A 24,894-nucleotide genomic window follows, 5' to 3' on the forward strand; every position below is an offset into this window, starting at 1 on the left:
GGTACCACCGTTCCCTGCCCTGAAGTAGGGAGTCGCCCTTAGGGGTTCTCCGCCTTCCGGGGGAGACGTCTCGGGGAGACAGCGCCCTACCTCTGCGTCAGTCTCAAGTGAGCAGGTCTCTCCGGCCAGATAGGTGTACAGGGAAGGAATCTCCCCGGACGGGCGAAGCGACGCCGGCCGCGAAGTCCCCCGCCGACGACGCCGTACCCCGCGTCGACTGGCCGGGCGCCCTCTGCGTCTTCGCGACCGGCGCCCTGCTCCTCACCGCCCTCGTCCAGGGCGGCATCGCCTGGCCCTGGCTCTCCGCTCCCTCACTCGCGTTGCTCGGCGCGGCCCGACTCTTCCAACTCCCGCTGATCGTCGGCGTCCAGTCGACCGTCGGCTGGGCCGAGCGCGGCACGACGACCTCGTCGGTCCTCTTCTGCCGCCAGGTCGGCCAGAGCGTGGGCGCGGCGCTCTTCGGGGCCGTCGCCAACGGGGTCCTCGCCGCCCGCCTCGCGTCCGGGGCCGACCTCGACTCCGCCGCCTGCGCACTCGACGACCCCGCGCCCCTCGGCGCCGACGCGACCGAAGAACTGCGCCACGCCGTGGCGGCCGCCGTCGGCTCCGTCCACCTCGGCGCCGCGTGCGCGGTCGGTCTGGCGCCGCTGGTGCTGCTGTTCCTCGCGCCGCGGCGGTTCCCGGTCCTCTCGGAGGCGACGCCGGACCGGGACTGAGGAGCCGTTCGCCGTACACCGCGCGCGAGCCGGAAGGTGAAACGGTGAGTCAGCTCTCGGCCCGGGCCCGGCCGGTGAGAGCTGCCAGGCTGTCCTGGACGTGCGCCATGTGCGCCTGCAGCTGCTCACGCGTCTCCGCGTGCTCCCGCAGCACCCGCTCCGTGTCCCGCCCGATCCGTTCCGCCCGCACCAGCGCCTGCGCGATCAGTTCCGCTCCTCGCGACTCCGCGTCCTCCTGGACACGGCGGGCCTGCTCCTCCGCCTCCGTGAGGGCGCGCTCGGCCTCCGCCAGCGCGGCCTCCGCGTACGCGATCCGTTCGGCTTCCCGCGCGCCCGACTCCTTCTCGCGGCCGACGTGTTCCCGGCCCACCGCCTCCAGCCGCCCCGCATGATCCTGCGCGAGTTCGCCCAGCACCCCCGAGGTGCGCTGCCGTACGTCCTCCAGCGCGGCCAGCGCCTCGCCGCGCCGCCCCTCCGCCTCGCGGCACGCCTCCGTGCACATCTCCTCCGCCCGCTGACGCGCGTACCGCAGCATCTGCTCGGCACGGGCCTCGGCCTGAGTCCGTACCTCGTCCGCGTACTCGCGTGCCGCCTCTCCCAGCCGCCGCGCCGTGGCCTCCGACGCGCCCAGGATCTCCCGCGCCTCCTCCGTCGCGGCGGACCGTACCGCCTCGGCCTCCTCCTCCGCGAGGGCGAACAGCTGCTGGGCGCGCTCGCCGAGCGAGGCGTACCGCTGCGGAACCAGCTCGGCGACCCGCTCCCGGAGCACGGCCGCCCCGGCCTCCATCTCCTTCGCGAGAACGGTGAGACGGGCGGCACGCTCCCACGCCGCGTCGCGTTCCCGGGACAGTGCGACGACCACACGGTCGACCTGTTCCGGGCGGTAGCCACGGCCCCGCGCGGCGGCGAAGCCCTGAGGTGACACGAGTGCGCTCATCATGCGCACATCTTGATGGATCAGAGCGAAATCCCCATAACGTGACACTCCGCCCATATGCAAGTCGAGAGACGAAAAAAGACGCCCACCGTGTACGAACACGGTGGGCGCCCCGGCCTGCGGCTCGCGTCAGAGCAGCCCGTCCCACATCTGCTCCAGCAGCACTGACCACCAGCTCTCCGGCGATGCCAGCGCCGCCGGGTCCAGCGCGGCCAGCTGCACCTGGAAATCGACCGTCCAGCGGCCCGCCTGCTCCGGGTTCAGCCCGAAACGCAGCCGCCACATGCGGCCCAGCATCGCCAGACAGCGCACGAACTCCGGCAGCCCGCTGTTCACGAACTGCGGCGGCACCGGCTGCCCGCCGGGCCCCGCCTCCACCGGCACGGCCACGATGTGCGCCGTCCCGTACTGGACACAGATCGCCCTGCCGAAGTCGCTGCCCATCACGAGGTACGACGCCGCGTCCGCCGCCGGCTGCACCCCGCGCTGCTGCGCCAGTTCCGCCAGCGTCGGCACCGGCTGCCCCGGCACCGCGTGCGCCCAGAAGAACGGGCCCATGTCCACCGGCAGACCCGCCCACACCAGAGTGCGCCCCACGACGTCCGGCACACCCTGCCGGGACACCGCCCGCTGGTCGAAGCGGAACACGCCCTGCGGGCCGAAGGCGCCCAGGAGTTCGTGCGCGATCCCCTCCGGAGGGATCAGCGGCGCCGGCTGCACCTGAGGCAGCGGCGCACGCACCGGCGCAGGCCGCGCCGGCCCGTCCGCGACCTGGTGCAGCTCGCCCTGATGCGTCAGCAGCGCCTGCACGCCCTGGCGACGGCTCGCATGATCCGTGCCGTACGGGGCGACACTCGTGATCCGCACCTGCGGCCAGGTCTCCCGGATCATCCGCGCGCAGTAACCGCCCGGCAGCTCGCAGGACTCCAGCTCCGTGTGCAGCTCCAGCACCTGCTGCGGCGGCACGTTCATGGCGCGCAGCTCGTGCAGCATCTGCCACTCCGGGTGCGGGGTGCCCGGCGCCGAACGGCGGATGAGCTGCTGCTCGGTGCCGTCCGCGGCCCGATAGCGCAGCACGGCCTGGTAGCCGGGGCCGACGGTCGGCTGACCGGCCGGCTGCTGCGGATAGCCGGAGGCCGGAGGCTGCGGCCGCTGCCCCTGCGGCGGCTGCGGCGGCAGCGGCGGTCCGGGGGGCACACCGGGCGGACCCGGCGGCTGCGGCACGCTCGGACCGGCACCCATCTGCCCCGGCGCCGCCAGCACCGTCGCCTCGTGATGCACCCCACGCGCGGGGGTCCCCCCGCCGGAGGCAGGCGGAGTACCCGGCACACCGGGCGGACCCGGCGGCTGCGGCACGCTCGGACCGGCACCCATCTGCCCCGGCGCCGCCAGCACCGTCGCCTCGTGATGCACCCCACGCGCGGGGGTCCCCCCGCCGGAGGCAGGCGGAGTACCCGGCACACCGGGCGGACCCGGCGGCTGCGGGGCACCAGGGCCGACCGGCGACATCAGCTGCGTCGGTACGTACCCGCCCGCCGCACCCGGCGGAGTCGCCCCCGGCAGACGGGGAGCGCCGGGCGGCGGGGGCGGAGGAGGAGGAGTCATCGGGCTGCTGCCCCGCGCGCCACGCGGCGGGGCCACGGCCTTGCTGGTCACCGCGTCCGCGATGTCACCGGCACCGGGCACCGCGGGCGCCACCGCCGTCGTCGGCAACTGGCTGCCGCCGGACAGCAACGCGGTCCTCGCCCCCGGCTCGGCAGCGTGCGGCGGAGCGTCGTCGTCCGAACCGGAGAGCGGCGGCGCGAACACGGTCTCCGGCAGCGGTACGGAAGCGTCGTCGGGACCGGAGTTGGTGTCGGTGCCGGCCCACGGCGTCGACGAAGCCGGCACCCCGTCCCGATCCGTGGGCTCACGGCCGTCCCCGTTCTCGGGCCAGGCCACGGCCCGCCCCTCACTGCCCGGAGCACCGGGCCACGCGTCCGCCACACGGGCCCCGCCGGACGAGGGAGCACCCCCGTCCCCGGAACCGGGAGACGCGTCCTGGGGCTCCGCGGGTGAACCCGGGATGCCCATACGGTCCGCCGCGTCCTGGAGCCACTCCGGAGGGCTCAGCAGGAACGACGTCTGGTTCAGATCGATACGGGCCGGCGGCTCCGGCGACGCCGCCTCCGCCACCGCGCCGTACTCCTCCTCGTACCGGCGGATCACCTCGCCCACCGGCAGGCCGGGCCACAGTGTGGCCTCACCGCTGTCCCGCGCGATGACCAGCCGCTGACGGCCGCCGCCCGACGTCGGGCCCTCCGGGCGGTCCTCCGCCCACACCACGAAACCCAGCTCGAACTCCCGCACTCGCACCTCGCGGTGCTGGTACGCGGACACGTCGCCGTTGAACCACTCTTCCGCGCGCTCCTGTGCCTGCGCGAACGTCACCATCGGACCGTCACCCCTCCGCCGAGACCGGGACGGCACGCGCGAAGCCGCCGTCCACCATCAGGTTCGCCACGGTCTCCAGCTCCGGCGGATTGCCCGCCAGACGCTGCAGAAAGGCGTCGAAGTCCGAGCCGCACGGCAGCAGCAGCCGCTCGACCCGCTCGCCCACGGACCAGCCGTTGCGGTCCCGGCCGTCGTCGTGCGGGCAGAACCACACCGAACCGAGGCCCGATCCCCGCACCTTGACAGCCAACAGCCCGCCCTGCACGAAACCGACGCCCAGGTAATCCTTCGTCAGATGGTCACGCAGACACTTGTTGACGTACATCAGGTCATTGACCGCGGCCGCGTCCCGCACCGTGAAGAACGGCTGGTCCACCAGCAGCCCCAGCTCGGCGTCCAGCGCCGCACCCACCGGCGCACAACCGCCCGCTGCCTTGAGGAAATCGCGGTAGGCGCCCGGCAGCCGGTAGCCGAGGTCCTCCTCGACGCCCAGGATCTGCTGCTCGGTCACCGCGACCTCGCCCTTCGGCACCGCGAAATGAGCCGGCCGGGTCTCCTGGAGCGGCCGCGTACCCCGCTTGTCCTGGTCGGCACCGGACGTCGCGAGCCCGCCATGATGCCGCAGCAGGGCCTTCACCTCGACCGGTACGAGCTCCATCCGCCGGGCCCCGGGCACGTGATGCCACGTCCAGCCGTGCGGCGTGGCCACCGCCGGGACCGTGTCCCACAGCTCGTGACCGGAAGCCGACAGCGCCGCATTGGCCGAAACGTAGTCGGTGAGCCTCAACTCGTCGACACCGAAGCCCTCCGGAGGCTCCGCGATCTCTGCGGCGGCACGCGCGTACGGCGAGAAGTCCGGAAAGCCGTTCTCATCCACCCGCACCCCTCCGGGGTGACGGGAGGCCCGGACCGGATCCGGGAAATGCACGACCTGCCCGGCGTAGGCCGCGTTCGGTGGCGCGGCATTCCCCCGGCCCTGGGGGCCGGGAGGTGCCCCCAGCCCGATCGGACCTGTCGTCATAGCGTTGCCCCCTGCTGATGCTGGCTGGTTCAGCACAGCCTATGCGGTGCCGCAATACCGGACCCCGCCCCTCGCTCGGCAGTGACATACCGTCACGAACAAGTGACCGATTGCCGAAGGATCTGCACATATGCACGCCCCCGCTTCCGTACCGCCGGACACATTTGGCAGGCTGTCCCCGCAACTCGGGGGATTGCACCGGGAGGGAAAACAGCACCATGCGCACGGCACAGACAAGCAAATCGGCCGACCCACGCCTCAACTGGAGCAGCACCGGGAACGACGGCCCGCACCCCACGCTCCGTCACCGCCGCGACGGCATCCTGCCCACCGTCGCCGCCGCCCTCTCCGTCCGCGGCACCACCCTCACCTGCACCGCCGGCCGAGGCGACCAGCCACCCGCACTGCACCCGCTCGTCCAGGACTACCTCGACACCCTCACCGGCAACCAACGCGAACGCTTCACCGGACGCTGCCCCGAAGCGATCCTGCTCTCCCACCACCTCACCGCCGCCGAAGCCGGCCGATCCAAACGCGCCCAGCGCAAACCGCTCACCCACGGCGAAGCACGCCGCGCCCTCAAGAACTCCAAACTCACCGCCCGCCGCATCCGCGAGGACGGCGACCCCCTGCACGGCAGCTACGCCCCGCCCTGCCGCTCCTGCTCCGCGCTCCTCGACCATTTCGGCGTACGCCCCGTCGACCCGACCTCCGCCTCCGAGAAGGGCTGACCGTGCCGGACACCAACACCGCACGCTTCCCGGTCCACGTCGACGCCGCCCTGCGCGCCTCCGGCTGGCAGCCCGGCCGCTGGGACATCGGACAAGCCGAAAACTGGGCCGACACCCTCAGCGCCCACATCTCCCCCGCCGGGCACCGGCACACCGTCTTCCCCGCCGCCATCGAAGCCTGGGCCGAATTCGGCGGACTGCGCATCACCTGGCCCGGCCCCGGCCGGCAGAACGCGGTCAACCCCATCCGCTTCGACCCGCTCGCCGGACTCCACCTCGCCCGCACCCTCGCCGACCTCGGCCGCGCACTCGACACCGAGGTCGCCCCGCTCGGAGAGGAGGGCGACGCACAGGCCGTACTCGCCATCGACGCCGAAGGCCGCGTCTACAGCATCGACCACACCGGCGACTGGTACCTCGGCCCCGGCCTCGACGAGGCCCTCAACACACTCCTCACCGGAATCCAGCCGGTCCGTCTCACATCCGCCTGACGCCCGCCCCGACGCTCAGCCCGACGCGGGCAGCACCGCGGAGACCCGGAAACCGCCCGCATCCGTCGGACCGGAGACGAACACCCCGCCCAACGCCGTCACCCGCTCCCGCATACCCACCAGGCCGTTGCCACCACTCGGCAGCCCCGCGTCGCGCGCCGCCGCGTCCGACGGACCGTTCTCCACCTGCATCGCCACCTCACCGCCCCGGTGAGCCAGCCGCACCCAGGTCTCCGCACCCGCCGCGTGCTTGTGGACGTTCGTCAACGCCTCCTGCACCACCCGGTACGCCGTCTGCTCCACCACCGGCGCATACAGCCGCGGATCACCCTGCACCGACAGCACCACCGTCATCCCGGCCTCCCGGGACTGACCCACCAGCGCCTCCAGATCCGCCAGCGACGGCCCCGCCTCCTCCACAGCGGGAGCCACCCGGGCCGCCTGAGCCGCCTGGACCGCCTGGGCCTCCGGCGCGGGTGCCGGCTCCTCCTTCGGCTTCGACACCGGCGAACGCAGCACCCCCAGCATCTCGCGCAGCTCCGTCAACGCCTGCCGGCCCATGTCGCCCACCAGCGCCGCGTTCTTCACCGCCTTCTGCGGATCCTTCAACGCCACCGCCTGCAACGCCGTCGCATGAACCACCATCAGGCTCACCCGGTGCGCCACCACGTCGTGCATCTCCCGGGCTATCCGGGTCCGTTCCTCCCTACGGGCCCACTCCGCCCGCTCCTCGGCCCGGTCCGCGAGCAGCGACAACTCCCGCTCCAACGAGTCCGCCCGCTCCCGCAGGCTCTCCATCAGCCGCCGCCTCGCCCCGATGTACAACCCGAAGAACAGCGGCGGCGCGGCCATCCCCAACGACATGAACAGCGCCAGCGTCGGCACATACCAGAGCCCCGGATCGAAATCGGTGTCACCGTCCAGGCCCCGCCGCAGCTCCACGAACGTCACGATGAACGTCCCCAACAGCTGCATCCCGGCCAGCACCGAGATGATCCGGCGCGGCACCTCGGAAGCGGCCAGCGTGTACAGCCCCACGACGGCCATCACGTAGCCCATCTCGGCCGGCGTGACCGCGATCGACACCAGCACCACGGCGATCGGCCACCGCCGCCGCAGCGTCAGCACGGCCCCCACGAGCAGCCCGAACAGCACCCCGGCCGGAACAGGCAGCCCGGCATCCCCGGCGAATTCCACCCCCTCGCTCGCACATTCCAGCGCGGAGAGCAGCCCGAGCCCCACGTCCAGCGCGACACTGCGCCGCCGATCCCACCACCACCAGCCGCGGCGCGCGGTTCGCGCCGCGGCGTCCTGGCTCGCCCCCGTTGCGGTCATGTGTCCACCCTACGGGCGCCATCGAGTCCTTTCCCGCTACTTATCAACCACAGAAAGTGGTGATGCGGTAGCGATCCGTGCACAGATCGCTCGAACTGGTGAATCGACAGGACTTTCGACTCGGATGTCCGGATTTCGGACGAGGGTGACCGCATGAGCGAAATCCGACGCCGGGACGCGACGGCACGAGTGGCCTGCGGGACCAGAGCAGTTCCGGGCCGCCCCGGTGGGCGTCGACGCCACGACACCTGGGGAGACCACACTCGAGAAACACAACCCAAGGACCAAGCGCGAGAACACCGGTGAGCCGTTCCGCAGCCGCCTCGCCATCCACGCGCGACAAAGCGCCGACTTGTATCGTCGCGTCGAGGGCTGGTGGTACGGCATAGTGGTGGCTGCACGCTCGACCGATCAAGAAAATCGGACACGACGCGCAAACTATCCCGAGTCGTCTAATGGCAGGACAAATGGTTTTGGTCCATTGAATGAGGGTTCGATTCCTTCCTCGGGAGCCCCGAACGACGGGTCCTGACCGCACAGGTCAGGACCCGTACTCGTTTCACGCTCGAAACCCCCCGGTATCCTCGGGACGTCCACCACCCGAAGCAAAAGCCGAAGGGCATTCCCGTGAGCGCCAATCGCCCGGCCGCCGTCGTCGTACTCGCAGCGGGTGAGGGCACCCGCATGAAGTCGGCCACCCCCAAGGTTCTGCACGAGATCTGCGGGCGTTCGCTCGTCGGACACGTCGTCGCCGCCGCCCGTGAGCTGGACCCCGCGAACCTCGTCGTGGTGGTCGGCCACGCCCGTGAGCAGGTCGCCGCGCACCTCGGGGCGATCGATGCCGGGGTGCGCACCGCTGTTCAGTACGAGCAGAACGGCACCGGCCACGCCGTGCGCATGGCGCTGGACGAGCTCGGCGGCGGCGTGGAAGGGACCGTCGTCGTCGTGTGCGGCGACACTCCGCTACTGACCGGCGACACCCTGACCCAGCTCGCGCGGACGCATGCCGTCGACGGCAATGCCGTGACCGTGCTGACCGCCGAGGTGCCGGACTCGACCGGCTACGGGCGGATCGTGCGGGACGAGGCGACCGGTGCGGTGACCGCGATCGTGGAGCACAAGGACGCGACGGACGAGCAGCGGGCGATCCGGGAGATCAACTCCGGGGTGTTCGCGTTCGACGGGCAGCTGCTCGAAGAAGCGCTGGGCAAGGTGCGTACGGACAACAGCCAGGGCGAGGAGTACCTCACGGACGTCCTCGGCATCCTGCGCGAGGCGGGCCACCGGGTGGGTGCGTCGGTGGCCGCCGACCACCGGGAGATCCTGGGCATCAACAACCGTGTGCAGCTCGCGGACGCGCGCCGGCTGCTGAACGAACGGCTGCTGGAGCGGGCCATGATGGCCGGCGTGACGGTGGTGGACCCGGCGTCGGTGCTCGTCGACGTGACGGTGACCTTCGAGCGGGACGCGGTCGTGCACCCGGGTACGCAGCTGCTGGGTGCCACGCATCTCGCGGAGGGTGCGGAGGTGGGCCCGAACACGCGGCTGAAGGACACCACGGTCGGCGCGGGTGCGCGGGTGGACAACTCGGTGGCGGAGCGCGCCGAGGTCGGCGAGAGCGCCTCCGTGGGCCCGTTCGCGTATCTGCGGCCCGGGACGAAGCTGGGCCCGAAGTCCAAGGCCGGTACGTATGTGGAGATGAAGAACGCGACGGTCGGTGAGGGCACGAAGGTGCCGCACCTGTCGTACGTGGGCGACGCGACGATCGGTGACTTCACGAACATCGGCGCGGCGACGGTCTTCGTGAACTACGACGGCGAGGCCAAGCACCACTCGACGATCGGCTCGCACTGCAAGACCGGCTCGGACAACATGTTTGTTGCGCCTGTCACAGTCGGGGACGGCGCCTACACCGCCGCCGGCTCCGTGATCACCAAGGATGTGCCGCCCGGTTCACTGGCGGTTGCGCGCGGTCAGCAGCGGAATATCGAGGGTTGGGTGGCCCGTAAGCGTCCGGGTAGTGCGGCGGCGCAGGCGGCGCAGGCGGCGGCCGAGGACGGCGCCGACGAAAGCTGACCGGAAAACGCTACGCCGATCTCGGCGTACCGTGATAGATGCACGATTCGGCGGCTCGCTGCACAGGGACTGTGCTGGTTACAGGAGTGCGGGTGCAGCAGCGGAACATCACGTCTGAGGAGACAGTCCTGTGACCGGGATCAAGACGACCGGCGAGAAGAAGCTGATGCTCTTCTCCGGCCGCGCCCACCCCGAGCTGGCCGAGGAGGTCGCACATCAGCTGGGCGTCGGTCTCGTGCCGACCAAGGCGTTCGATTTCGCCAACGGTGAGATCTACGTCCGCTACCAGGAATCCGCGCGTGGCGCGGACTGCTTCCTGATCCAGAGCCACACGGCTCCGATCAACAAGTGGATCATGGAGCAGCTGATCATGATCGATGCTCTGAAGCGGGCCTCGGCCCGGAGCATCACCGTGATCATCCCGTCGTACGGCTACGCCCGGCAGGACAAGAAGCACCGCGGTCGTGAGCCGATCTCGGCCCGTCTGATCGCCGACCTCATGAAGACGGCCGGTGCCGACCGCATCCTCACGGTCGACCTGCACACCGACCAGATCCAGGGCTTCTTCGACGGCCCGGTCGACCACCTGTCCGCCCTGCCGGTCCTCGCCGACTACGTGGGCGCCAAGGTGGACCGGTCCAAGCTGACGGTGGTCTCCCCGGACGCCGGCCGTGTCCGGGTCGCCGACCGCTGGTGCGACCGGCTGGACGCGCCGCTGGCGATCGTGCACAAGCGCCGTGACAAGGACGTGGCCAATCAGGTCACCGTCCACGAGGTCGTCGGTGATGTGAAGGGCCGCATCTGTGTCCTGGTCGACGACATGATCGACACTGGTGGCACCATCTGCGCCGCCGCCGACGCGCTGTTCGCGCACGGCGCGGAGGACGTCATCGTGACGGCCACGCACGGTGTGCTGTCGGGCCCGGCGGCCGACCGTCTGAAGAACTCCAAGGTCAGCGAGTTCGTGTTCACGAACACCCTGCCCGACCCGGACAACCTGGAGCTCGACAAGATCACGGTGCTGTCGATCGCACCGACGATCGCCCGCGCGGTGCGCGAGGTCTTCGAGGACGGTTCGGTGACGAGCCTCTTCGAGGAGCAGTAGATCGCCCGTGCCCGGAGGGCACTGAAGATCACTTTTGAGGGCGGCCTCCCCGCCGGGTAGACTCACTGAGTTGCTCGGCGAGGGAGGCCGTACTCATGTGTACGGCGGTCCGTTATCGACGCGCTCTTCGTAGCAGGCCAGTCGTGGCCGGGTGACCTCCCCCGAGCTCTTGACTGTGCTCGAGCAGGGGGATCCCCATCTGTTCGTACTGCATACGAGGAGTGCACATGTCCGAGGTGAAGCTCACCGCGTCCGTCCGCACCGACTTCGGCAAGGGTGCCGCCCGCCGTACCCGCCGCGAGGGCCAGGTTCCGGGCGTTCTGTACGGCCACGGCTCCGCGCCGGTCCACCTGAGCCTGCCGGGTCACGCCCTGATGATGGCCCTGAAGACCCCGAACATCCTGCTCTCCCTGGACATCGAGGGCAAGAACGAGCTGGCCATCCCGAAGGCCGTCCAGAAGGACCCGCTGAAGGGCTTCCTGGAGCACGTCGACCTGCTGCTCGTGAAGCGCGGCGAGAAGGTCACCGTCGAGGTTCCGGTTCACACCGAGGGCGACCTGGCCGCCGGTGGCAACCTGCTCGAGCACGTGCTGAACGCCCTGCCGGTCGAGGCCGAGGCCACCCACATCCCCGAGGCCGTCACCGTCTCCGTCGAGGGCCTGGCCGCCGGCGCGTCCGTCCACGCCAAGGACATCACCCTGCCCAAGGGTGTCACCCTGGCCGTCGAGGAGGACGCTGTCGTCCTCCAGGTCCTGGCCGCCCAGGCCGAGGAGCCGGTCGAGGAGGCCGCCGAGGCCCAGGGCGCCGAGGCCTGAGCCTCACGTTCTGCCTGACGGGGTGGCGGGCCTTGGCCCGCCACCCCGTTCCCCTGTACACGCCGGTACGCGAGGAGACGCAGCGCATATGACGACGGACGCCAACGCCCCCTGGCTGATCGTGGGTCTGGGCAACCCGGGGCCCGATTACGCCGCGAACCGGCACAATGTCGGGTTCATGGTCGCCGACCTGCTCGCGGAGCGCATCGGCGGCAAGTTCAAGCGCGCACAGAAGGCGCAGGCGCAGGTGGTGGAGGGCCGTGTCGGTCCGCCCGGACCGGCGAGCCGGCGTGTCGTCCTGGTGAAGCCCATGTCGTACATGAACCTGTCGGGCGGGCCGGTGACCGCGCTGCGGGACTTCTACAAGGTGCCGGTCGCGAACATCGTCGCGATCCATGACGAGCTGGACATCGACTACGGCACGCTGCGTCTCAAGCTGGGCGGCGGCGACAACGGCCACAACGGCCTGAAGTCGATCACCAAGTCGCTGGGCTCCGACTACCACCGGGTCCGTTTCGGTATCGGCCGTCCTCCGGGCCGTATGCAGGTCGCGGACTTCGTGCTGAAGGACTTCTCGTCGAGCGAGCGCAAGGAGCTGGACCACTTCGTGGACCGCGCCGCGGATTCCGTGGAGTGTCTGGTGACGGAGGGTCTGGAGAGGGCGCAGAGCGCGTACAACTCCTGAGTGCGTCTGGGGCAGGATCTCCTCGGCCCATGAGGTTGCTGTCTCCCGTCCTGTGGGTGCTCATGGCCGCGCCGGCCGGTCTGCTCGTCGTGGGGGACGGCGCAGCGTGTGATTCCGGCCGAGGGCCGCGAGCGGCAATGCACCGGTTCGTGTACCCCGGACGGTCCTGGCGCCGGTCGTGACGGGTGCGACTGCCGCGTATCGCCTGGGCAACTGCCGTGGCAGGGGCGGTTCTTCCGGCCGGGTCGCTCGCGCCCCTGTGAATGTGCTTCCGGAACCGTCTGTACCAAGCATGGAACAGGGAATCCTCCCAGCTTGACGAATGATCAGGATCGGAAGGAAGCTGTAGCAACCCCCTGATCATTTGATCGATTTTCACTTTGAAGATGGAATGCCTATGCGCATGCGCACTTTTGTTTCCTTGAGTGCGGCGACGGCGGCTGCCTTCGCACTGCTGACGCCCGCTGCCTACGCGACTCCCCGGGGCGACAACGGCACCGTCAAGATCCACGACGCGAAGACCGGCGAGGAGCTCCGCAAGAACGAGCCTCACGTCTGCACCTTCTACCTCGACGCCTTCGGCTTCGACGGTGGCCAGCAGGTCGGCTGGAAGATCGTCGAGATGCCGCCCACAGGCACCAAGGGCACCGAGGCCAAGAACGGCTCGCTCAGCCTGGACGCCGAGGGTCACGGCCGCAGCGAGGACATGAACCTCCCCGACGGCCACTACAAGCTCATCTGGAACTTCGACGGTGAGCACGGAAAGGCCAAGCACAAGGTCTTCTGGACCGAGTGTGAGGACGAGAAGCCCGGCGAGAACCCGGGCGGGCAGCCGGGTGACAAGCCGAGCGAGAACCCCGGCGACAAGCCTGGCGACAAGCCCGGCGAGAACCCCGGTGACAAGCCCGGCGAGAACCCCGGCGACAAGCCTGGTGACAAGCCCAGCGAGCAGCCTGGTGACAAGCCGTCGCCCGAGCCGTCCCAGCCCGCCGCCAACGGCGGCAGCACGGGTGGCGACGACACGAAGCCGGACAACCAGCCGTCCCCGGCAGGCGAGAAGGGCACCGAGGGTGACCTCGCCGAGACGGGCTCCAGCACGCCCGTCGTCGCGCTGTCCGCGGCCGCCGCGGCCCTGCTCGGCCTGGGCGGTTTCCTGGTGATGCGCCGCCGTAAGGCTCAGCAGCACTGACGTTCTGACGCACGCACAGGGCCTGCTGCCGGACATCGTTCCGGCAGCAGGCCCTGTTGTGTTGCCTGGTGTGCACCAGTGCTCGCCGCAGGCGGGTGCCCTGCGCCGTGCGGCGCGGGGCACCCGCAGGGACCGGCGGACCTGCCTGCGTTCAGCCCGTGTTGCGCAGGCCCGCCGCGACGCCGTTGACGGTGAGCAGCAGGGCCCGGGACAGCAGCGGGTCGGGGGCTTCGCCCGCCGCCGCGGCCTTGCGCTGGCGGGCCAGCAGGGCGACCTGGAGGTAGGAGATCGGGTCGAGGTAGGCGTCGCGGATCGCGAAGGTCTGCTGGAGCACCGGGTTGGAGTCGAGCAGCCGTTCTCCGCCGGTGACACTCAGGACCTCACGCACCGTCAGTTCGTGTTCGGCCTCGATGTCGTCGAAGACGTGCTGGAGTTCGTCGGGTACGAGGGTGTCGACGTAGTGGCGGGCGATGCGCAGATCGGTCTTGGCGAGGGTCATCTCCACGTTGGAGAGGAAGTTGCGGAAGAAGTGCCACTGCTCGTACATCTCCTCGAGCACTCCGTCCAGCCCCGCGTCGCGCAGTGCCTTCAGGCCGGAGCCGACGCCGTACCAGCCGGGCACGATCTGCCGGGACTGGGTCCAGCCGAAGACCCAGGGGATGGCCCGCAGTCCGTCGAGGCCGGCGCCGGAGTCGGGGCGGCGGGAGGGCCGGGAGCCCAGGTGCAGTTCGGCGAGTTGGTCGACGGGGGTGGCGGCGAAGAAGTACGCGGGCAGGTCGGGGTCCTCGACCAGCTTGCGGTAGGCCGTGTGGGCCGCGTCGGAGACGGTGTCCATGGCGGCGTCCCAGCGGGCGAGGGCCTCGTCGGACTGGCGCGGGGCGGTGTGCAGGGCGGAGGCCTGCAAGGTCGCGGCGACCGTGAGTTCCAGGTTCTCCCTGGCCAGGGACGGGATCAGGTACTTGTCGGAGATGACCTCGCCCTGCTCGGTCACCTTGATCTCGCCCTCCAGGGTGCCCCAGGGCTGGGCGAGGATCGCGTCGTGCGTGGGGCCGCCGCCGCGGCCGACGGTGCCGCCGCGACCGTGGAAGAGCCGGAGCCGTACGCCGTAGCGGTGGGCGACGTCGCGCAGCCGGCGCTGGGCACGGTGGATCTCCCACTGGCTGGTGGTGATGCCGCCGAACTTGGAGGAGTCGGAGTAGCCGAGCATGACCTCCTGGACGTCCCCGCGCAGGGAGACGAGCCGGCGGTAGGAGGGGTCTGCGAGCATCTCGTCGAGGATGACATCGGCGGCGCGCAGCTCGTCGGTCGTCTCCAGCAGTGGAACGATGCCGATCTTGGCCCAGCCGGCGTGCAGGTCGATCAGTCCGGCCTCGCGGGCGAGTACGGCCGCCGCGAAGACGTCGTCGGCGCCCTGGCACATGGAGATGATGTAGGACTCGATGACTTCGGGTCCGAAGCGTTCGAAGGCTTCCTTGACGGTGTGGAACACGCCGAGCGTCTTGGCGCCGGCGGCGTCCAGCGGGGCCGGGGTGGGGGCGAGGGGCCGGCGTGAGCGCAGTTCCTTGGCGAGGAGCTTCTTGCGGTAGTCGCGCGGCATGTCGGCGTAGCGCCAGGACTCCTCGCCGAGCCGGTCGAAGAGCTGCCCGAGGGCATGGTGGTGGGCGTCGGCGTGTTCGCGTACGTCCATGGTGGCGAGCTGGAGCCCGAAGGCGGCGAGCGTGCGGATCGTACGGTCGAGGCGGCCGTCGGCGAAGAGACCGCCGCGGTGGGCGCGCAGCGAGGTCTGGACGAGTTCGAGGTCGTGGAGGAGTTCGCCGGTGCCGAGGTAGTCGCGGCCGGGCTCGTGCGAAGTGCCCTTGGCGAGGCGTTCGCGGGTGTTGAGGAGCTTCTGGCGGATGCAGGTGGCCTTGAGCCGGTAGGGCTCTTCGGCGTTGAGACGCTTGTAGCGGGGGCTGATCTCGGGCAGCTGTTCCAGGTCGGTCTGGAGCGAGGTGAGCAGCTCTTCGGTGGCTCCGGCGTAGCGGATGGAGTTGGAGAGCAGCCCGCGCAGGGAGTCGATCTTCTCCAGGGCGTCGGTGATGCCGTGTTCGTGCTGGAGGATCAGTACTTCGCGGGTGACCTCGGGGGTCACGTTGGGGTTGCCGTCGCGGTCGCCGCCGATCCAGGTGCCGAAGGTGAGGGGGCGAGTGCCGGCGGGGAGCTTGACGCCGACGCGTTCCAGTTCGGCGCTGAGGTCCTCCAGGACGTCGCCGACGGCGTTGGCATGGAGCTCGTCGAGGTAGTAGATGGCGTTGCGGGCCTCGTCGGCGGGTTCGGGGCGGACGACCCGGAGTTCGTCGGTCTGCCAGACGAGGTCGATGTTCTCGGCGAGCCGGAGGTCGTGGCGGCGCCGGTCCGCCTCGATGACGGGGGTCTCCAGGAGCGCCGCGATGCGGCGCAGCTTGTTGAGTACGGAACGCCGGGCTGCCTCGGTCGGGTGGGCCGTGAAAACGGGCCGGACGTTGAGGTTCTGGACCGTCTGGCGCAGATGGTCGGGGTCGGCGTCCTTGAGCTTGTCGGCGGTGCGGGCGAGGAGTCCGCCCTGGGCGGCGCGGTGGGCGCGCAGCTCGCGGCCGCGGTGGACCTGTTCGGTGACGTTGGCCAGGTGGAAGTAGGTGGAGAAGGCGCGTACCAGTTTGGCGGCTGTCTCCACCTCGGTGCCGCCGAGCAGCTCTGCTGCAGCCTCACCGTCGGTACGGGTGAGTGCCCGCACCCGCTCGACGAGCTCGAGGAGCTCGGGCCCTTCCTGGCGGACGAGTGTCTCGCCCAGCAAATCGCCCAGTCGGCGGATGTCGGCACGCAGTTCCGCGCTGGAGTTGGTGGGGTTGTCGGCACTGCTCACAGGTGCGGCTCCTTGCGGTGTTGAGCACGTCTGGAGGGGTGGCGGACCGCGCTGTCCGACGCTTCCAGGATAGGTGCCGTTCCGTGCCGTCTTGCCGTGTCCCGGCCTGCCGCTGCCATACTTACGTCGCCGTAGGTTACGGAACCGTAGCCATAAGTTACGGAACCGTAGCCGTGCACTCGCCCTATTCCTCACCCCACAGGGGAATCCCATGACCTCACGCTCCGACGTGATCGAAGACGACCGGAAGCCGGCCGACTACGAGCTCCCCTCCGCCACACTGGGCGGGGACAACAAGCGGTCGATCGAGCAGATCACGCTGCTGCTGTTCATCACGGTGCCGTTCCTCGCGCTGCTCGCGGCCGTGCCGCTGGCCTGGGGCTGGGGGGCGAGCTGGCTGGACCTGGGCCTGATGGTGGCCATGTACTTCATCAGCTGCCACGGCATCACGATCGGCTTCCACCGCTATTTCACGCATGGTTCCTTCAAGGCGAAGCGCCCGCTGCGGATCTCCCTCGCGATCATGGGGTCCCTTGCCGTCGAGGGTCCCCTGGTGCGCTGGGTGGCGGATCATCGCAAGCACCACAAGTTCTCCGACGCGGAGGGGGACCCGCACTCGCCGTGGCGGTTCGGTGAGACGGTTCCGGCCCTGATGAAGGGCCTGTGGTGGGCCCATATCGGCTGGATGTTCGACGAGGAGCAGACTCCTCAGCACAAGTACGCCCCGGATCTGATCAAGGACCCGGCGATCCGCCGGATCTCCCGCCAGTTCATGCTCTGGACGGTCGTCTCGCTGGCGATCCCGCCGCTGGTCGGCGGTCTGGTCACGATGTCCTGGTGGGGCGCCTTCACCGCCTTCTTCTGGGGCTCCCTGGTCCGCGTGGCCCTTCTCCACCACGTCACCTGGTCCATCAACTCCATCTGCCACGCCGTGGGCAAGCGCCCCTTCAAGTCCCGGGACCGTTCCGGCAACGTCTGGTGGCTGGCCGTCCTGTCCTGCGGCGAGTCCTGGCACAACCTGCACCACGCCGACCCGACGTCCGCCCGGCACGGCGTGATGCGCGGCCAGGTCGATTCCAGCGCGCGGCTGATCCGCTGGTTCGAGCAGCTCGGCTGGGCGTACGACGTGCGCTGGCCGACTGCGGCCCGTATCGATGCCCGGCGCAAGGGCCAGCCCGTGAACGCGGCATGATTGAGAACGTGGCGATCGACGGCAGTAGCAGCAACGGCAACAGGACCCGGCGCACCCGGCGCACCCGCATGACCGGCAAGGAGCGCCGGGAGCAGCTGCTCGATGTCGGCCGTACCCTCTTCGCCGAGAAGGGCTTCGAGGGCACGTCGGTGGAGGAGATCGCCGCGAAGGCGGGCGTCTCCAAGCCGGTGGTGTACGAGCACTTCGGCGGCAAGGAGGGCCTGTACGCCGTCGTGGTCGACCGGGAGATGCGCTCCCTGCTGGACATGGTCACCGGCGCTCTGACGGCCGGGCATCCGCGGGAGCTGCTCGAGCAGGCCGCGTTCGCCCTGCTCGACTACATCGAGCGGTACACGGACGGCTTCCGCATCCTGGTCCGTGACTCGCCGGTGGCCCAGTCCACCGGCACGTTCGCCTCGCTGATCAGCGATATCGCCACACAGGTGGAGGACATCCTGGGCCTGGAGTTCAAGGCCCGCGGCTTCGACCCCAAGCTGGCCCCGCTCTATGCCCAGGCCCTGGTCGGCATGGTCGCGCTGACCGGCCAGTGGTGGCTGGACGTCCGCAAGCCCCAGAAGGCGGAGGTCGCGGCCCATCTGGTCAACCTGGCCTGGCACGGCCTGGACGGCCTGGAGCCGAAGCCCCGGCTGGTCGGCCACCGCAAGGACTGACCTCCGGGGGGTGCCGCGCTGCTGTGCGACGGCCGGTCGTACGCCGCGGCTGCCAAGCCACAGGCGGCACCCGGCTGACGGCCGCGCGCCCGCGAGGGGCTCGCCGATCCCGAGTTCCACGCGCTGGCCCAGCACCACAGCAGCTGAAAGCCCGCCCTGGAGGCGGTCGGGCCCGCCTGTCTGCCGGCGACCGCACACGTTGCCCGGGACCTTCGCCCGCCTGTGATGCTGCTCCGCGCAGACGCCGAGGCAGTTACCTTCCTGACCTCGCCACGTCGCTTTGGGTGACCGCCTGGGCACTGCGGGCCGGCCTGCCCCTTCACCGGACTCCGCCGCTCAGCGGAACTCGTGGACCACTTGAATCCTGCCGACGATGTGGGTGTTGAACTCGTCGAGCTCTTCAGCCGGTACCCACAGCTCAAGGATCGTCTGCCCGCCTGCCTGCTGGACGGGATACCGGCTCAAGAACTCCGACTCGACCTCGAAACGGGTGACCAGGGGCATTGCGTGATTGGGATTGGTCCGATTCGCCGGTCTCATGAGCGACGTGGCGTCATGTCCGTTGTGCGGCAAGGGGCCCGGGAGAGCGGAGCAGGCACGGTGCTGGTGATCATGTGGTTGTCGAGACCCATGAGAACCGAGCGAGACCGTGCCTGCCCGAACATCATCGCCCATCCCTTCCGCACTGGAGCAACTGGGCTCCCCGACTGATCCCCTCACCTCAAGCGATGTCGCTGACCTGCGGCGTTTCCTGATCCTGGTCGCCGATCCCCGCGATGCACGAGGACTGCGGTATCCGGCCCTCGCGTTGCTGTGCGCGGCCGTCTCGGCGGTGCTGACAGGGGCTCGCTCGCTCATCGCTATCAGCGAGTGGATCACGGATGCCCCGCAGCATGTGCTGGGCGTCCTCGGCTTCGCTGCCGATCCACTTACTGGTCTGCGGCCGGTGCCGCACGCCGCAACCGTGCGCCGCCTGCTGCAGCGTGTGGACGGTGACGCGCTGGACGCGGCGATCAGCGCGTATCTGCAGGCCAGAACGCCGCCCCCGGTGGAGCCGGAGGCGGAGCAAGGGCCGGTGCGACGGGTGATCGCGGTCGACGGCAAGGTGGTCCGCGGATCGCGAACCGCAACGGCCGCGGCGATCCAGCTGCTGGCGGCGATGGACCACCACGGCGTGGTCCTGGCCCAGCGGCAGGTCGCTTCCAAGAGCAACGAGATCCCCTCCTTCGCGCCGTTGCTGGACGGTCTCGGGCTGGAGAACACGGTGGTGACCGCCGACGCCCTGCACACCCAGCACGACCACGGGGCCTATCTGACCAGTCGCGGCGCGCACTACGTGGCCGTCGTGAAGAAGAACCATCCGGGCCTGTACGCCCAGGTCAGGAAGCTGCCCTGGCGTGACATCCCACTCGGGCACCGCACTCGCGACCACGCCCACCACCGCGACGAGATCCGCCGGCTCAAGGTCGCCGGGTTCAGCCACCTCGACTACCCCGGCGCCCGCCAGGCAATCCAAGTCGTACGGTGGCGGCGCGACTTGAGCACCGGGAAGCTGACCATCGAGCGCGTCTACCTGATCACCAGCCTGAGCGTTTTCGACGCCACCTGCACCGAGTTCGCCACCTGGATCAGAGGCCACTGGGGTATCGAGAACCTCCTGCACCACGTGCGGGACCGCACGTTCCGCGAGGACGACTCCAAGGTCCGCACCGGCACCCTGCCCCGCGCCATGGCCTCCTTGCGCAACCTCGCCATCAGCGTCTTCCGCCAGGACGGCCAGACCAACATCGCCGCCGCCCTCCGCCACACCGGCCGCGACTACCACCGGCCCCTACGAGCCCTCGGTCTCGCGTGACGAACCCAGACAGATCTCGATCATGCAATGACCCTGAACGGGTGACGAAGCCGGCGCCATCGTGCTTCACGTTCCAGTCTCTTGCGATCTTCACCGCGTAGTCCTCGTTGAGGACCGGATAGAAGATCGGCTGCTCCGGCAGTCGAGGCGGCCAGGCGCGCCAGTCCAGTTCGCGGACCAGGTCCAGCTCCTTGGGGCCGATGGGGCGCCACAGGGTCGTCGTTACTTGCTGGCCGGTCATGGGAACCACTCTCTGAACTTGGCAAACCACCGATGCGGCTGGCCGGGAGACCTGACGGTACCGACAGTGCAGGCGCAGCGACCACGAAGTTTCCGTACCTCATCCACGGACCTGACCAGCAGTTACGGGACATCCCTTAGCCGAACAGCTCTCCGCCGCGTTCATTGACCAGCTACAGGCTGCGAGAACCGACGGCGCAAACTTCGTCCAGGAACGACGTGAACACACATATGGGCAGGACTATCACGGGCCCCTGCGGGTTCATGGAGTCGCGCACGGCAACCATGTCCTCCACACGCGCGACCTCGACGCACTCGTTGCCTTCGCCGCCGCTGTAACTGCTCTTGCGCCAGGCAGTGGCGGCTGGCATCTCCACCCGAGTGGATACGCGATCAGTCATGGGACAGCTCCTGTCGTGCCTTGGCCAGCAGCCTCAGTGACGCTGACGTATCAGCGGCCTGCGAACGAAGGTAGTCGAAGGTCAACTTATAAGCGCCGACGTCGTCACCGTCATCGAGATACAGGCCGCGCCGCCGCATCTCGATGTAGACCACGGCCATGGAGTTGAGGGGGTTCCGTTCGTCGTCCCTGCCGAGGATCACGAAGTGTCCGGCCCCTGCGGCATGCGCGCCGGCGCTGAACGGCAGGATCTGGATGTCGACGGTCGGGCTCTGCGTCACGTCGTGCAGGTGCCGCAATTGCTCCTCCATCACCGCCGGACTACCGACCGTCCGTCGCAACACCGCCTCATCGAGAACCGCCCACAGGTGCAACGGCGGCTCCCTCTTGAAGATGCCCTGTCGCTGCATGCGAGCGTCCACCATCCGTTCGATCACGTCGCCAGGGCTCCGGACTTCACGCGCCTGATGAATCGCCAGCGCGTACTCCCGGGTCTGCAGCAAGCCAGGGATCACCGTGTTCGCGTAGACGTGCTCGTACTCGGCCTCCTGCTCGAAGGAGACCAAAGGATCCATCCACTCCGGCACCGCACTGTTGCCGACCCACCAGCCGTCGGCCTGTGATCTGGCCACCTGGACGAGAGCGTCCCGCTCCTCCGCGGACGCGTCGCAGGCGTCCGCGATGGCCTTCACCGTGGCCCAGCGGATACGCGCCCGGTCCTGCCACATCTCGTACCGGCTCACGGTCGCCTTGCTGACCCCAGCCCGTTGGGCGACTTGCACCTGCGTGAGACCGCAGCGTTCCCGCAGCGCCACGAGCCCTCGTGCGATCTGCATACGGCCGGCCGGTCCTGTCAGCGTGGCCGTCATCTCCGCTACCTCCCGGCGCCAACACCATCAACGCGGCGAGCGTACGCGCCACTTGCCGCGGCCGGGGTCCGCGAGTTCGGTCGGCCACTCACATGAGTGAAGTCCAACCGCCTCGCATCTATTCATTGGAATCCAATGGAATGCTTCCAATGATCTCGCCGCCTCGGTTGCACAAGGAACAGCCATGGCAATGCACATCCCCGCCGACCTCCGTATCGGCACCCACGACCCCCTCCGCCTCCCGCCTGAGTCGTGGCGTCGGCTGTACGGGCTGGCCTGCGCCCGGTGTGGCGGCACCGAGTCGCTCCGGCCCGGCGGGCACGCGTACACCCGCAGCGCCGACGGCGCGCGGCTCGGCTGGGCCGTGAACGTCTGCGCGGCGTGTTCCACGCAAGCGGATGACCGGACAACGAATGGGAGTTGAGGACATGACCAGCCTCATCAGCCACGCTCTGCACCACCTCCGCACCTTCATCGCCCCGCGCGGCAGGCACCGGGCCAGGCCGTACGACAGTCACCAACGGCGGCAGCGGCGCCGACGGCGTCGGGCGCTCTGGCTGGCGACGTACGGCATCGACACCGGGCCACGCCGCATCCACGGTGTGGAGGTGGCCTGATGGACCCCGTACAGCGCGCCCGGCTCCTCCCCTGGACCGGGCCGGAAGGCAGGCCCTGTTATCTCCTGACCGACGGCACTGGACAACTCTCCCGGGTCGCCGACCGCATCGAGGCCGTGCAGCTCGGGATGGGCGGTGATCTGCTCGCGCACGCGCTGGCGCTGCTCGCCGAAGGCGAGCTGGCCGTCGAGGAACTGCGCGTCCTGGCCGGCCACCTGACCGAGGCCCTGCGCGATGTGCTCCGTATCGCCGAAAGCCGGGGTGCACGCCTACGATGACGCGGGCGCGGCGCGCCGTTAGCGTGACAGCATGACAGCTGCATTGCTTGAGGACGCGGTCGCGCTCGCCAAGGAAGCCGCACCCAGGGCCATACTCGGCCTGACCGGCCCTCCCGCCGCCGGCAAGTCCACGCTCGCCACGCACCTGGTCGATGAGGTCAACCGCCGTCTCGGGCCCGACACGGCGGCGTACCTGCCCATGGACGGGTTCCATCTCTCCAACCTTCAACTGCAGCGGATGGGGAGGCAAAACCGCAAAGGCGCGCCCGACACCTTCGACGTGCACGGGTACGTGGCACTTCTGCACCGGGTGACTGGTGTGGTCGAGCACGACATCTACGTGCCCAGCTACGACCGCACCCTTCACGAGCCCATCGCCGCGAGGCTGGTGGTCGCTCCCGAGACCAAGCTCGTCATCACCGAGGGCAACTACCTGGCCAGCGATGAGTCGGTGTGGCGGGAAGTCCGCAAGTTCCTTCGTGCACTCTGGTACATCGAGACCGCCGATGAAGTACGGGAGAGCCGTTTGGCCGAGCGGCAGATCACCGGCGGGCGGAACCACGACGAGGCATGGGCGTGGGTCGAGAGCAATGACCGCCCGAATGGCGAGGTCGTGAAGAAGACCCGCGACAACTGCACCCGCGTGGTCGTTCCGGGGACCATCACCCCGGCGCCTTGACCATCCAGGTCCTGGTTCCGAAGGACGCGCAGGCCAGGGTGGCCACCTCGGCCGCACGGGCGAGGACCTCGGGGAACGGCAGGCCCAGATAGTAGGTGAGGGCGCCGTGCAGGATGTCACCCGCGCCCAGCGTGTCCGCCACCTCGACCTGCGGCACGGCGACCGACCCCGTTCCTTCGGGCCCGGTCCACAGGATCGGGGCATCGCCCCGGCTGACGGCTGCCCGGGGGACTCCGGAGGCCAGCAGGTAGCGGAGAACGTCTTCGTGGCTGCTCGCGCCTGGCGGGCGGAAATCGGCCGAGCAGACGGCGACATCGATGAGCGGTAGCAGCTTCTCCGTGCCCGGTTTCCAGCTGCCGCCGTCGAACACCGTGGGCACGCCAGCATTCCGGGCCGTTTCGGCCACATGGATCGCAAGGGCCATGTGGTGTCCGTCGAACTCGACGGAGTCGACGCCTTCAAGGAGTTCTTCCAGGTCTTGTGGCGGTTCGAGGTCGATTCCCGTTGCGTTGACGGATGCAACCGCGCGTTCCCCTGTCGAGTCCGTCACCAGGATGCTGGAGACCGTTGGCGGCTCGGCGGCGTCCGGGTTGAGGTCGATGATGTGGACGCCTAGAGCGCCCAGGTCAGCCGTGATGCCCGCGGCCAGAGGATGCCCGCCGATGCCGGTCAGCAGCGTGGCCCGCCCACCCAGATGGCTGAATGCCGCGGCGGCGTTCGCTGCCGGACCGCCTGCCGCAATGGTCTGCGCCAGTGCGGTCACCTTTTCGTTCGGGCCCGGCACGTGCTCCACGAGCTGAATGACATCCAGGGTGCACAGGCCGACGAAGAGCGACCTAGGCACCGGTACTCCTGGGCTCACCAATGACCACTTCCTCAAGTCGTGGCGTCCTGTCCGTGTACGAGCCCACGGAGAGTACGGCGACGAAGTCACGATCCGCCGGAACTTGCCTGGCCAGGGTGCGCCAGTGTCGTGCGAGGTACCAGCCTGCTCCGGTCGTGCCGACCGGACCGAGGCCTGCGACCAGCAACCATCGGCGGCTGGGGGCTTCTGCCGGATCCGGCGCGTGCCGGGCGATCAGCCCGTACTGCCGCCTCTCGGTCGAACGGAACTCATGTCCGTTCTTGAGCTTGACAAACTCGGATCCGCGGTCGTCCTCCACCACCTCGAACAGCGGGCTGGGTGCGTCGTGCAGATAGAGATGTGTGCAGTCGTTGCTGGTCAGGCCGAAACTGATGAAGCTGCGGTCGCAGTCGTCGAGGATCTTGCTGTCCACGACCATGACATTGGGGCAGTCCGCCGTGCTGTCGAAGATGCTCGAGACGTACAGCAGCGACTGAATGTCGTTGGATGCCACCAGGCTCGGCACGTCGATGCGATGCACCGTCAGTCCGGTGAACCGGGACTCGGGGCGCTGGAAGATCAGCTGCTGATTGTGCGAGGAGAGGGTGGCTCGAATGTCTTCGTGCAGAACGAAGTCCGGGTAGACGAGCGTTGTCTCGTGGTGGACGAGCTCCTCGCCGAAAAACCTGACCCGGTCCCTGTTGAGGGCGCGCTGCTGCGCGACGATCAGGAGATCGAGGATCGCGGCGAAGACGAACGACGTGGCAACGCCGATCAGCAAGTCCTGGAGCGGCGCTTGCGTCCGGGTCGACGCCACATAAAGGCATGCGGCGA

Annotated in this window: 24 protein-coding genes, 1 tRNA gene and 2 pseudogenes; 16 read left to right on the forward strand and 11 right to left on the reverse strand. The window is 69.5% G+C overall.

Annotated elements, in window-relative coordinates:
* Window positions 1-188: 188 nt before the first annotated feature.
* Window positions 189-716: pseudogene (locus tag ABD858_RS13400) on the forward strand (hypothetical protein); the annotation flags it as partial.
* A 49-nt stretch (window positions 717-765) separates the two neighbouring features.
* Here the strand turns inward: ABD858_RS13400 and ABD858_RS13405 are convergent.
* The 3 genes from ABD858_RS13405 to ABD858_RS13415 all read right to left on the reverse strand — a co-directional run bounded on the left by ABD858_RS13405 (window position 766) and on the right by ABD858_RS13415 (window position 5,107).
* Entirely contained in the window at window positions 766-1,656 is an 891-nt protein-coding gene (locus tag ABD858_RS13405) for a cellulose-binding protein (protein ID WP_345036981.1), read from the reverse strand.
* A 126-nt stretch (window positions 1,657-1,782) separates the two neighbouring features.
* Window positions 1,783-4,086: an SUKH-4 family immunity protein gene (locus tag ABD858_RS13410; protein WP_345036982.1), complete on the reverse strand. Its 2,304-nt coding sequence runs from the start codon at window positions 4,084-4,086 to the stop codon at window positions 1,783-1,785.
* A 7-nt stretch (window positions 4,087-4,093) separates the two neighbouring features.
* Window positions 4,094-5,107, reverse strand: a complete 1,014-nt coding sequence (locus ABD858_RS13415) for an SMI1/KNR4 family protein (protein WP_345036984.1) — start codon at window positions 5,105-5,107, stop codon at window positions 4,094-4,096.
* 218 nt (window positions 5,108-5,325) lie between these two features.
* Between ABD858_RS13415 and ABD858_RS13420 the strand changes: the two genes are divergently transcribed.
* A complete protein-coding gene (locus tag ABD858_RS13420; protein ID WP_345036986.1) occupies window positions 5,326-5,838 on the forward strand; it encodes a YwqJ-related putative deaminase in 513 nt (170 codons plus the stop codon).
* A gap of 2 nt (window positions 5,839-5,840) precedes the next feature.
* Window positions 5,841-6,329, forward strand: coding sequence for an SUKH-3 domain-containing protein (locus tag ABD858_RS13425; RefSeq protein WP_345036988.1), 489 nt, complete (start codon window positions 5,841-5,843; stop codon window positions 6,327-6,329).
* A gap of 15 nt (window positions 6,330-6,344) precedes the next feature.
* Here ABD858_RS13425 and ABD858_RS13430 read toward each other — a convergent pair whose 3' ends face one another.
* Entirely contained in the window at window positions 6,345-7,664 is a 1,320-nt protein-coding gene (locus ABD858_RS13430; RefSeq protein WP_345036991.1) for a sensor histidine kinase, read from the reverse strand.
* A 441-nt stretch (window positions 7,665-8,105) separates the two neighbouring features.
* Between ABD858_RS13430 and ABD858_RS13435 the strand changes: the two genes are divergently transcribed.
* The 6 genes from ABD858_RS13435 to ABD858_RS13460 all read left to right on the forward strand — a co-directional run bounded on the left by ABD858_RS13435 (window position 8,106) and on the right by ABD858_RS13460 (window position 13,534).
* Window positions 8,106-8,176: transfer RNA gene (locus ABD858_RS13435), tRNA-Gln, on the forward strand.
* Between the two features lie 115 nt (window positions 8,177-8,291).
* A complete protein-coding gene (gene glmU, locus ABD858_RS13440) occupies window positions 8,292-9,740 on the forward strand; it encodes a bifunctional UDP-N-acetylglucosamine diphosphorylase/glucosamine-1-phosphate N-acetyltransferase GlmU (RefSeq protein WP_345036993.1) in 1,449 nt (482 codons plus the stop codon).
* 130 nt (window positions 9,741-9,870) lie between these two features.
* Window positions 9,871-10,845, forward strand: coding sequence for a ribose-phosphate diphosphokinase (locus ABD858_RS13445; RefSeq protein WP_345036995.1), 975 nt, complete (start codon window positions 9,871-9,873; stop codon window positions 10,843-10,845).
* Between the two features lie 227 nt (window positions 10,846-11,072).
* Window positions 11,073-11,660, forward strand: coding sequence for a 50S ribosomal protein L25/general stress protein Ctc (locus tag ABD858_RS13450; protein WP_345036998.1), 588 nt, complete (start codon window positions 11,073-11,075; stop codon window positions 11,658-11,660).
* A gap of 88 nt (window positions 11,661-11,748) precedes the next feature.
* Window positions 11,749-12,345: an aminoacyl-tRNA hydrolase gene (gene pth, locus ABD858_RS13455; RefSeq protein WP_345037000.1), complete on the forward strand. Its 597-nt coding sequence runs from the start codon at window positions 11,749-11,751 to the stop codon at window positions 12,343-12,345.
* Window positions 12,346-12,748: 403 nt separating this feature from the next.
* Window positions 12,749-13,534, forward strand: a complete 786-nt coding sequence (locus ABD858_RS13460) for an LPXTG cell wall anchor domain-containing protein (protein ID WP_345037002.1) — start codon at window positions 12,749-12,751, stop codon at window positions 13,532-13,534.
* A gap of 151 nt (window positions 13,535-13,685) precedes the next feature.
* Here the strand turns inward: ABD858_RS13460 and ppc are convergent, their stop codons facing one another.
* Window positions 13,686-16,415, reverse strand: coding sequence for a phosphoenolpyruvate carboxylase (gene ppc, locus ABD858_RS13465; protein WP_345037003.1), 2,730 nt, complete (start codon window positions 16,413-16,415; stop codon window positions 13,686-13,688).
* 211 nt (window positions 16,416-16,626) lie between these two features.
* On the opposite strand from ppc, the gene ABD858_RS13470 reads away from it, so the two are divergent.
* Together ABD858_RS13470 and ABD858_RS13475 are read left to right on the forward strand one after the other, a co-directional pair.
* Window positions 16,627-17,607: an acyl-CoA desaturase gene (locus tag ABD858_RS13470; protein ID WP_345037005.1), complete on the forward strand. Its 981-nt coding sequence runs from the start codon at window positions 16,627-16,629 to the stop codon at window positions 17,605-17,607.
* On the forward strand, window positions 17,604-18,278 hold the full coding sequence (locus tag ABD858_RS13475; protein WP_345037007.1) for a TetR family transcriptional regulator: 675 nt from the start codon (window positions 17,604-17,606) through the stop codon (window positions 18,276-18,278). Before ABD858_RS13470 ends, ABD858_RS13475 begins: the two co-directional genes overlap by 4 nt.
* 336 nt (window positions 18,279-18,614) lie before the next feature.
* Here the strand turns inward: ABD858_RS13475 and ABD858_RS13480 are convergent, their stop codons facing one another.
* Window positions 18,615-18,782: a hypothetical protein gene (locus ABD858_RS13480; RefSeq protein ID WP_345045098.1), complete on the reverse strand. Its 168-nt coding sequence runs from the start codon at window positions 18,780-18,782 to the stop codon at window positions 18,615-18,617.
* 145 nt (window positions 18,783-18,927) lie between these two features.
* Between ABD858_RS13480 and ABD858_RS13485 the strand changes: the two genes are divergently transcribed.
* Window positions 18,928-20,133, forward strand: coding sequence for an ISAs1 family transposase (locus tag ABD858_RS13485; RefSeq protein ID WP_345033763.1), 1,206 nt, complete (start codon window positions 18,928-18,930; stop codon window positions 20,131-20,133).
* A gap of 37 nt (window positions 20,134-20,170) precedes the next feature.
* On the opposite strand, the pseudogene ABD858_RS13490 reads toward ABD858_RS13485, so the two are convergent.
* From ABD858_RS13490 to ABD858_RS13500, 3 genes and pseudogenes are all read right to left on the reverse strand, one after another.
* Window positions 20,171-20,374 (reverse strand): annotated as a pseudogene (locus ABD858_RS13490) (hypothetical protein); the annotation flags it as partial.
* 172 nt (window positions 20,375-20,546) lie between these two features.
* Window positions 20,547-20,774 (reverse strand): DUF397 domain-containing protein, encoded by a 228-nt coding sequence (locus tag ABD858_RS13495; RefSeq protein ID WP_345037009.1) that lies wholly within the window; start codon window positions 20,772-20,774, stop codon window positions 20,547-20,549.
* Entirely contained in the window at window positions 20,767-21,642 is an 876-nt protein-coding gene (locus tag ABD858_RS13500) for a helix-turn-helix domain-containing protein (RefSeq protein WP_345037011.1), read from the reverse strand. Before ABD858_RS13500 ends, ABD858_RS13495 begins: the two co-directional genes overlap by 8 nt.
* Before the next feature lie 184 nt (window positions 21,643-21,826).
* Here ABD858_RS13500 and ABD858_RS13505 point away from each other — a divergent pair, with 184 nt between their 5' ends.
* The 4 genes from ABD858_RS13505 to ABD858_RS13520 are packed head-to-tail and all read left to right on the forward strand — an operon-like array spanning window position 21,827 to window position 23,216.
* Window positions 21,827-22,066 (forward strand): hypothetical protein, encoded by a 240-nt coding sequence (locus ABD858_RS13505; protein WP_345037013.1) that lies wholly within the window; start codon window positions 21,827-21,829, stop codon window positions 22,064-22,066.
* Between the two features lie 4 nt (window positions 22,067-22,070).
* Entirely contained in the window at window positions 22,071-22,259 is a 189-nt protein-coding gene (locus ABD858_RS13510) for a hypothetical protein (protein ID WP_345037015.1), read from the forward strand.
* Entirely contained in the window at window positions 22,259-22,537 is a 279-nt protein-coding gene (locus tag ABD858_RS13515; protein WP_345037017.1) for a hypothetical protein, read from the forward strand. Before ABD858_RS13510 ends, ABD858_RS13515 begins: the two co-directional genes overlap by 1 nt.
* 31 nt (window positions 22,538-22,568) lie before the next feature.
* Window positions 22,569-23,216: a nucleoside/nucleotide kinase family protein gene (locus ABD858_RS13520; RefSeq protein WP_345037020.1), complete on the forward strand. Its 648-nt coding sequence runs from the start codon at window positions 22,569-22,571 to the stop codon at window positions 23,214-23,216.
* Here the strand turns inward: ABD858_RS13520 and ABD858_RS13525 are convergent.
* Together ABD858_RS13525 and ABD858_RS13530 are read right to left on the reverse strand one after the other, a co-directional pair.
* A complete protein-coding gene (locus ABD858_RS13525) occupies window positions 23,200-24,060 on the reverse strand; it encodes a PfkB family carbohydrate kinase (RefSeq protein ID WP_345037022.1) in 861 nt (286 codons plus the stop codon). The genes ABD858_RS13520 and ABD858_RS13525 overlap by 17 nt on opposite strands.
* Entirely contained in the window at window positions 24,053-24,841 is a 789-nt protein-coding gene (locus tag ABD858_RS13530; protein ID WP_345037024.1) for a hypothetical protein, read from the reverse strand. The genes ABD858_RS13525 and ABD858_RS13530 overlap by 8 nt, the downstream gene beginning before the upstream one ends.
* Between the last annotated feature and the right edge of the window lie 53 nt (window positions 24,842-24,894).

The sequence above is a fragment of the Streptomyces sannanensis genome, from assembly GCF_039536205.1.
Lineage (GTDB): Bacteria > Actinomycetota > Actinomycetes > Streptomycetales > Streptomycetaceae > Streptomyces > Streptomyces sannanensis.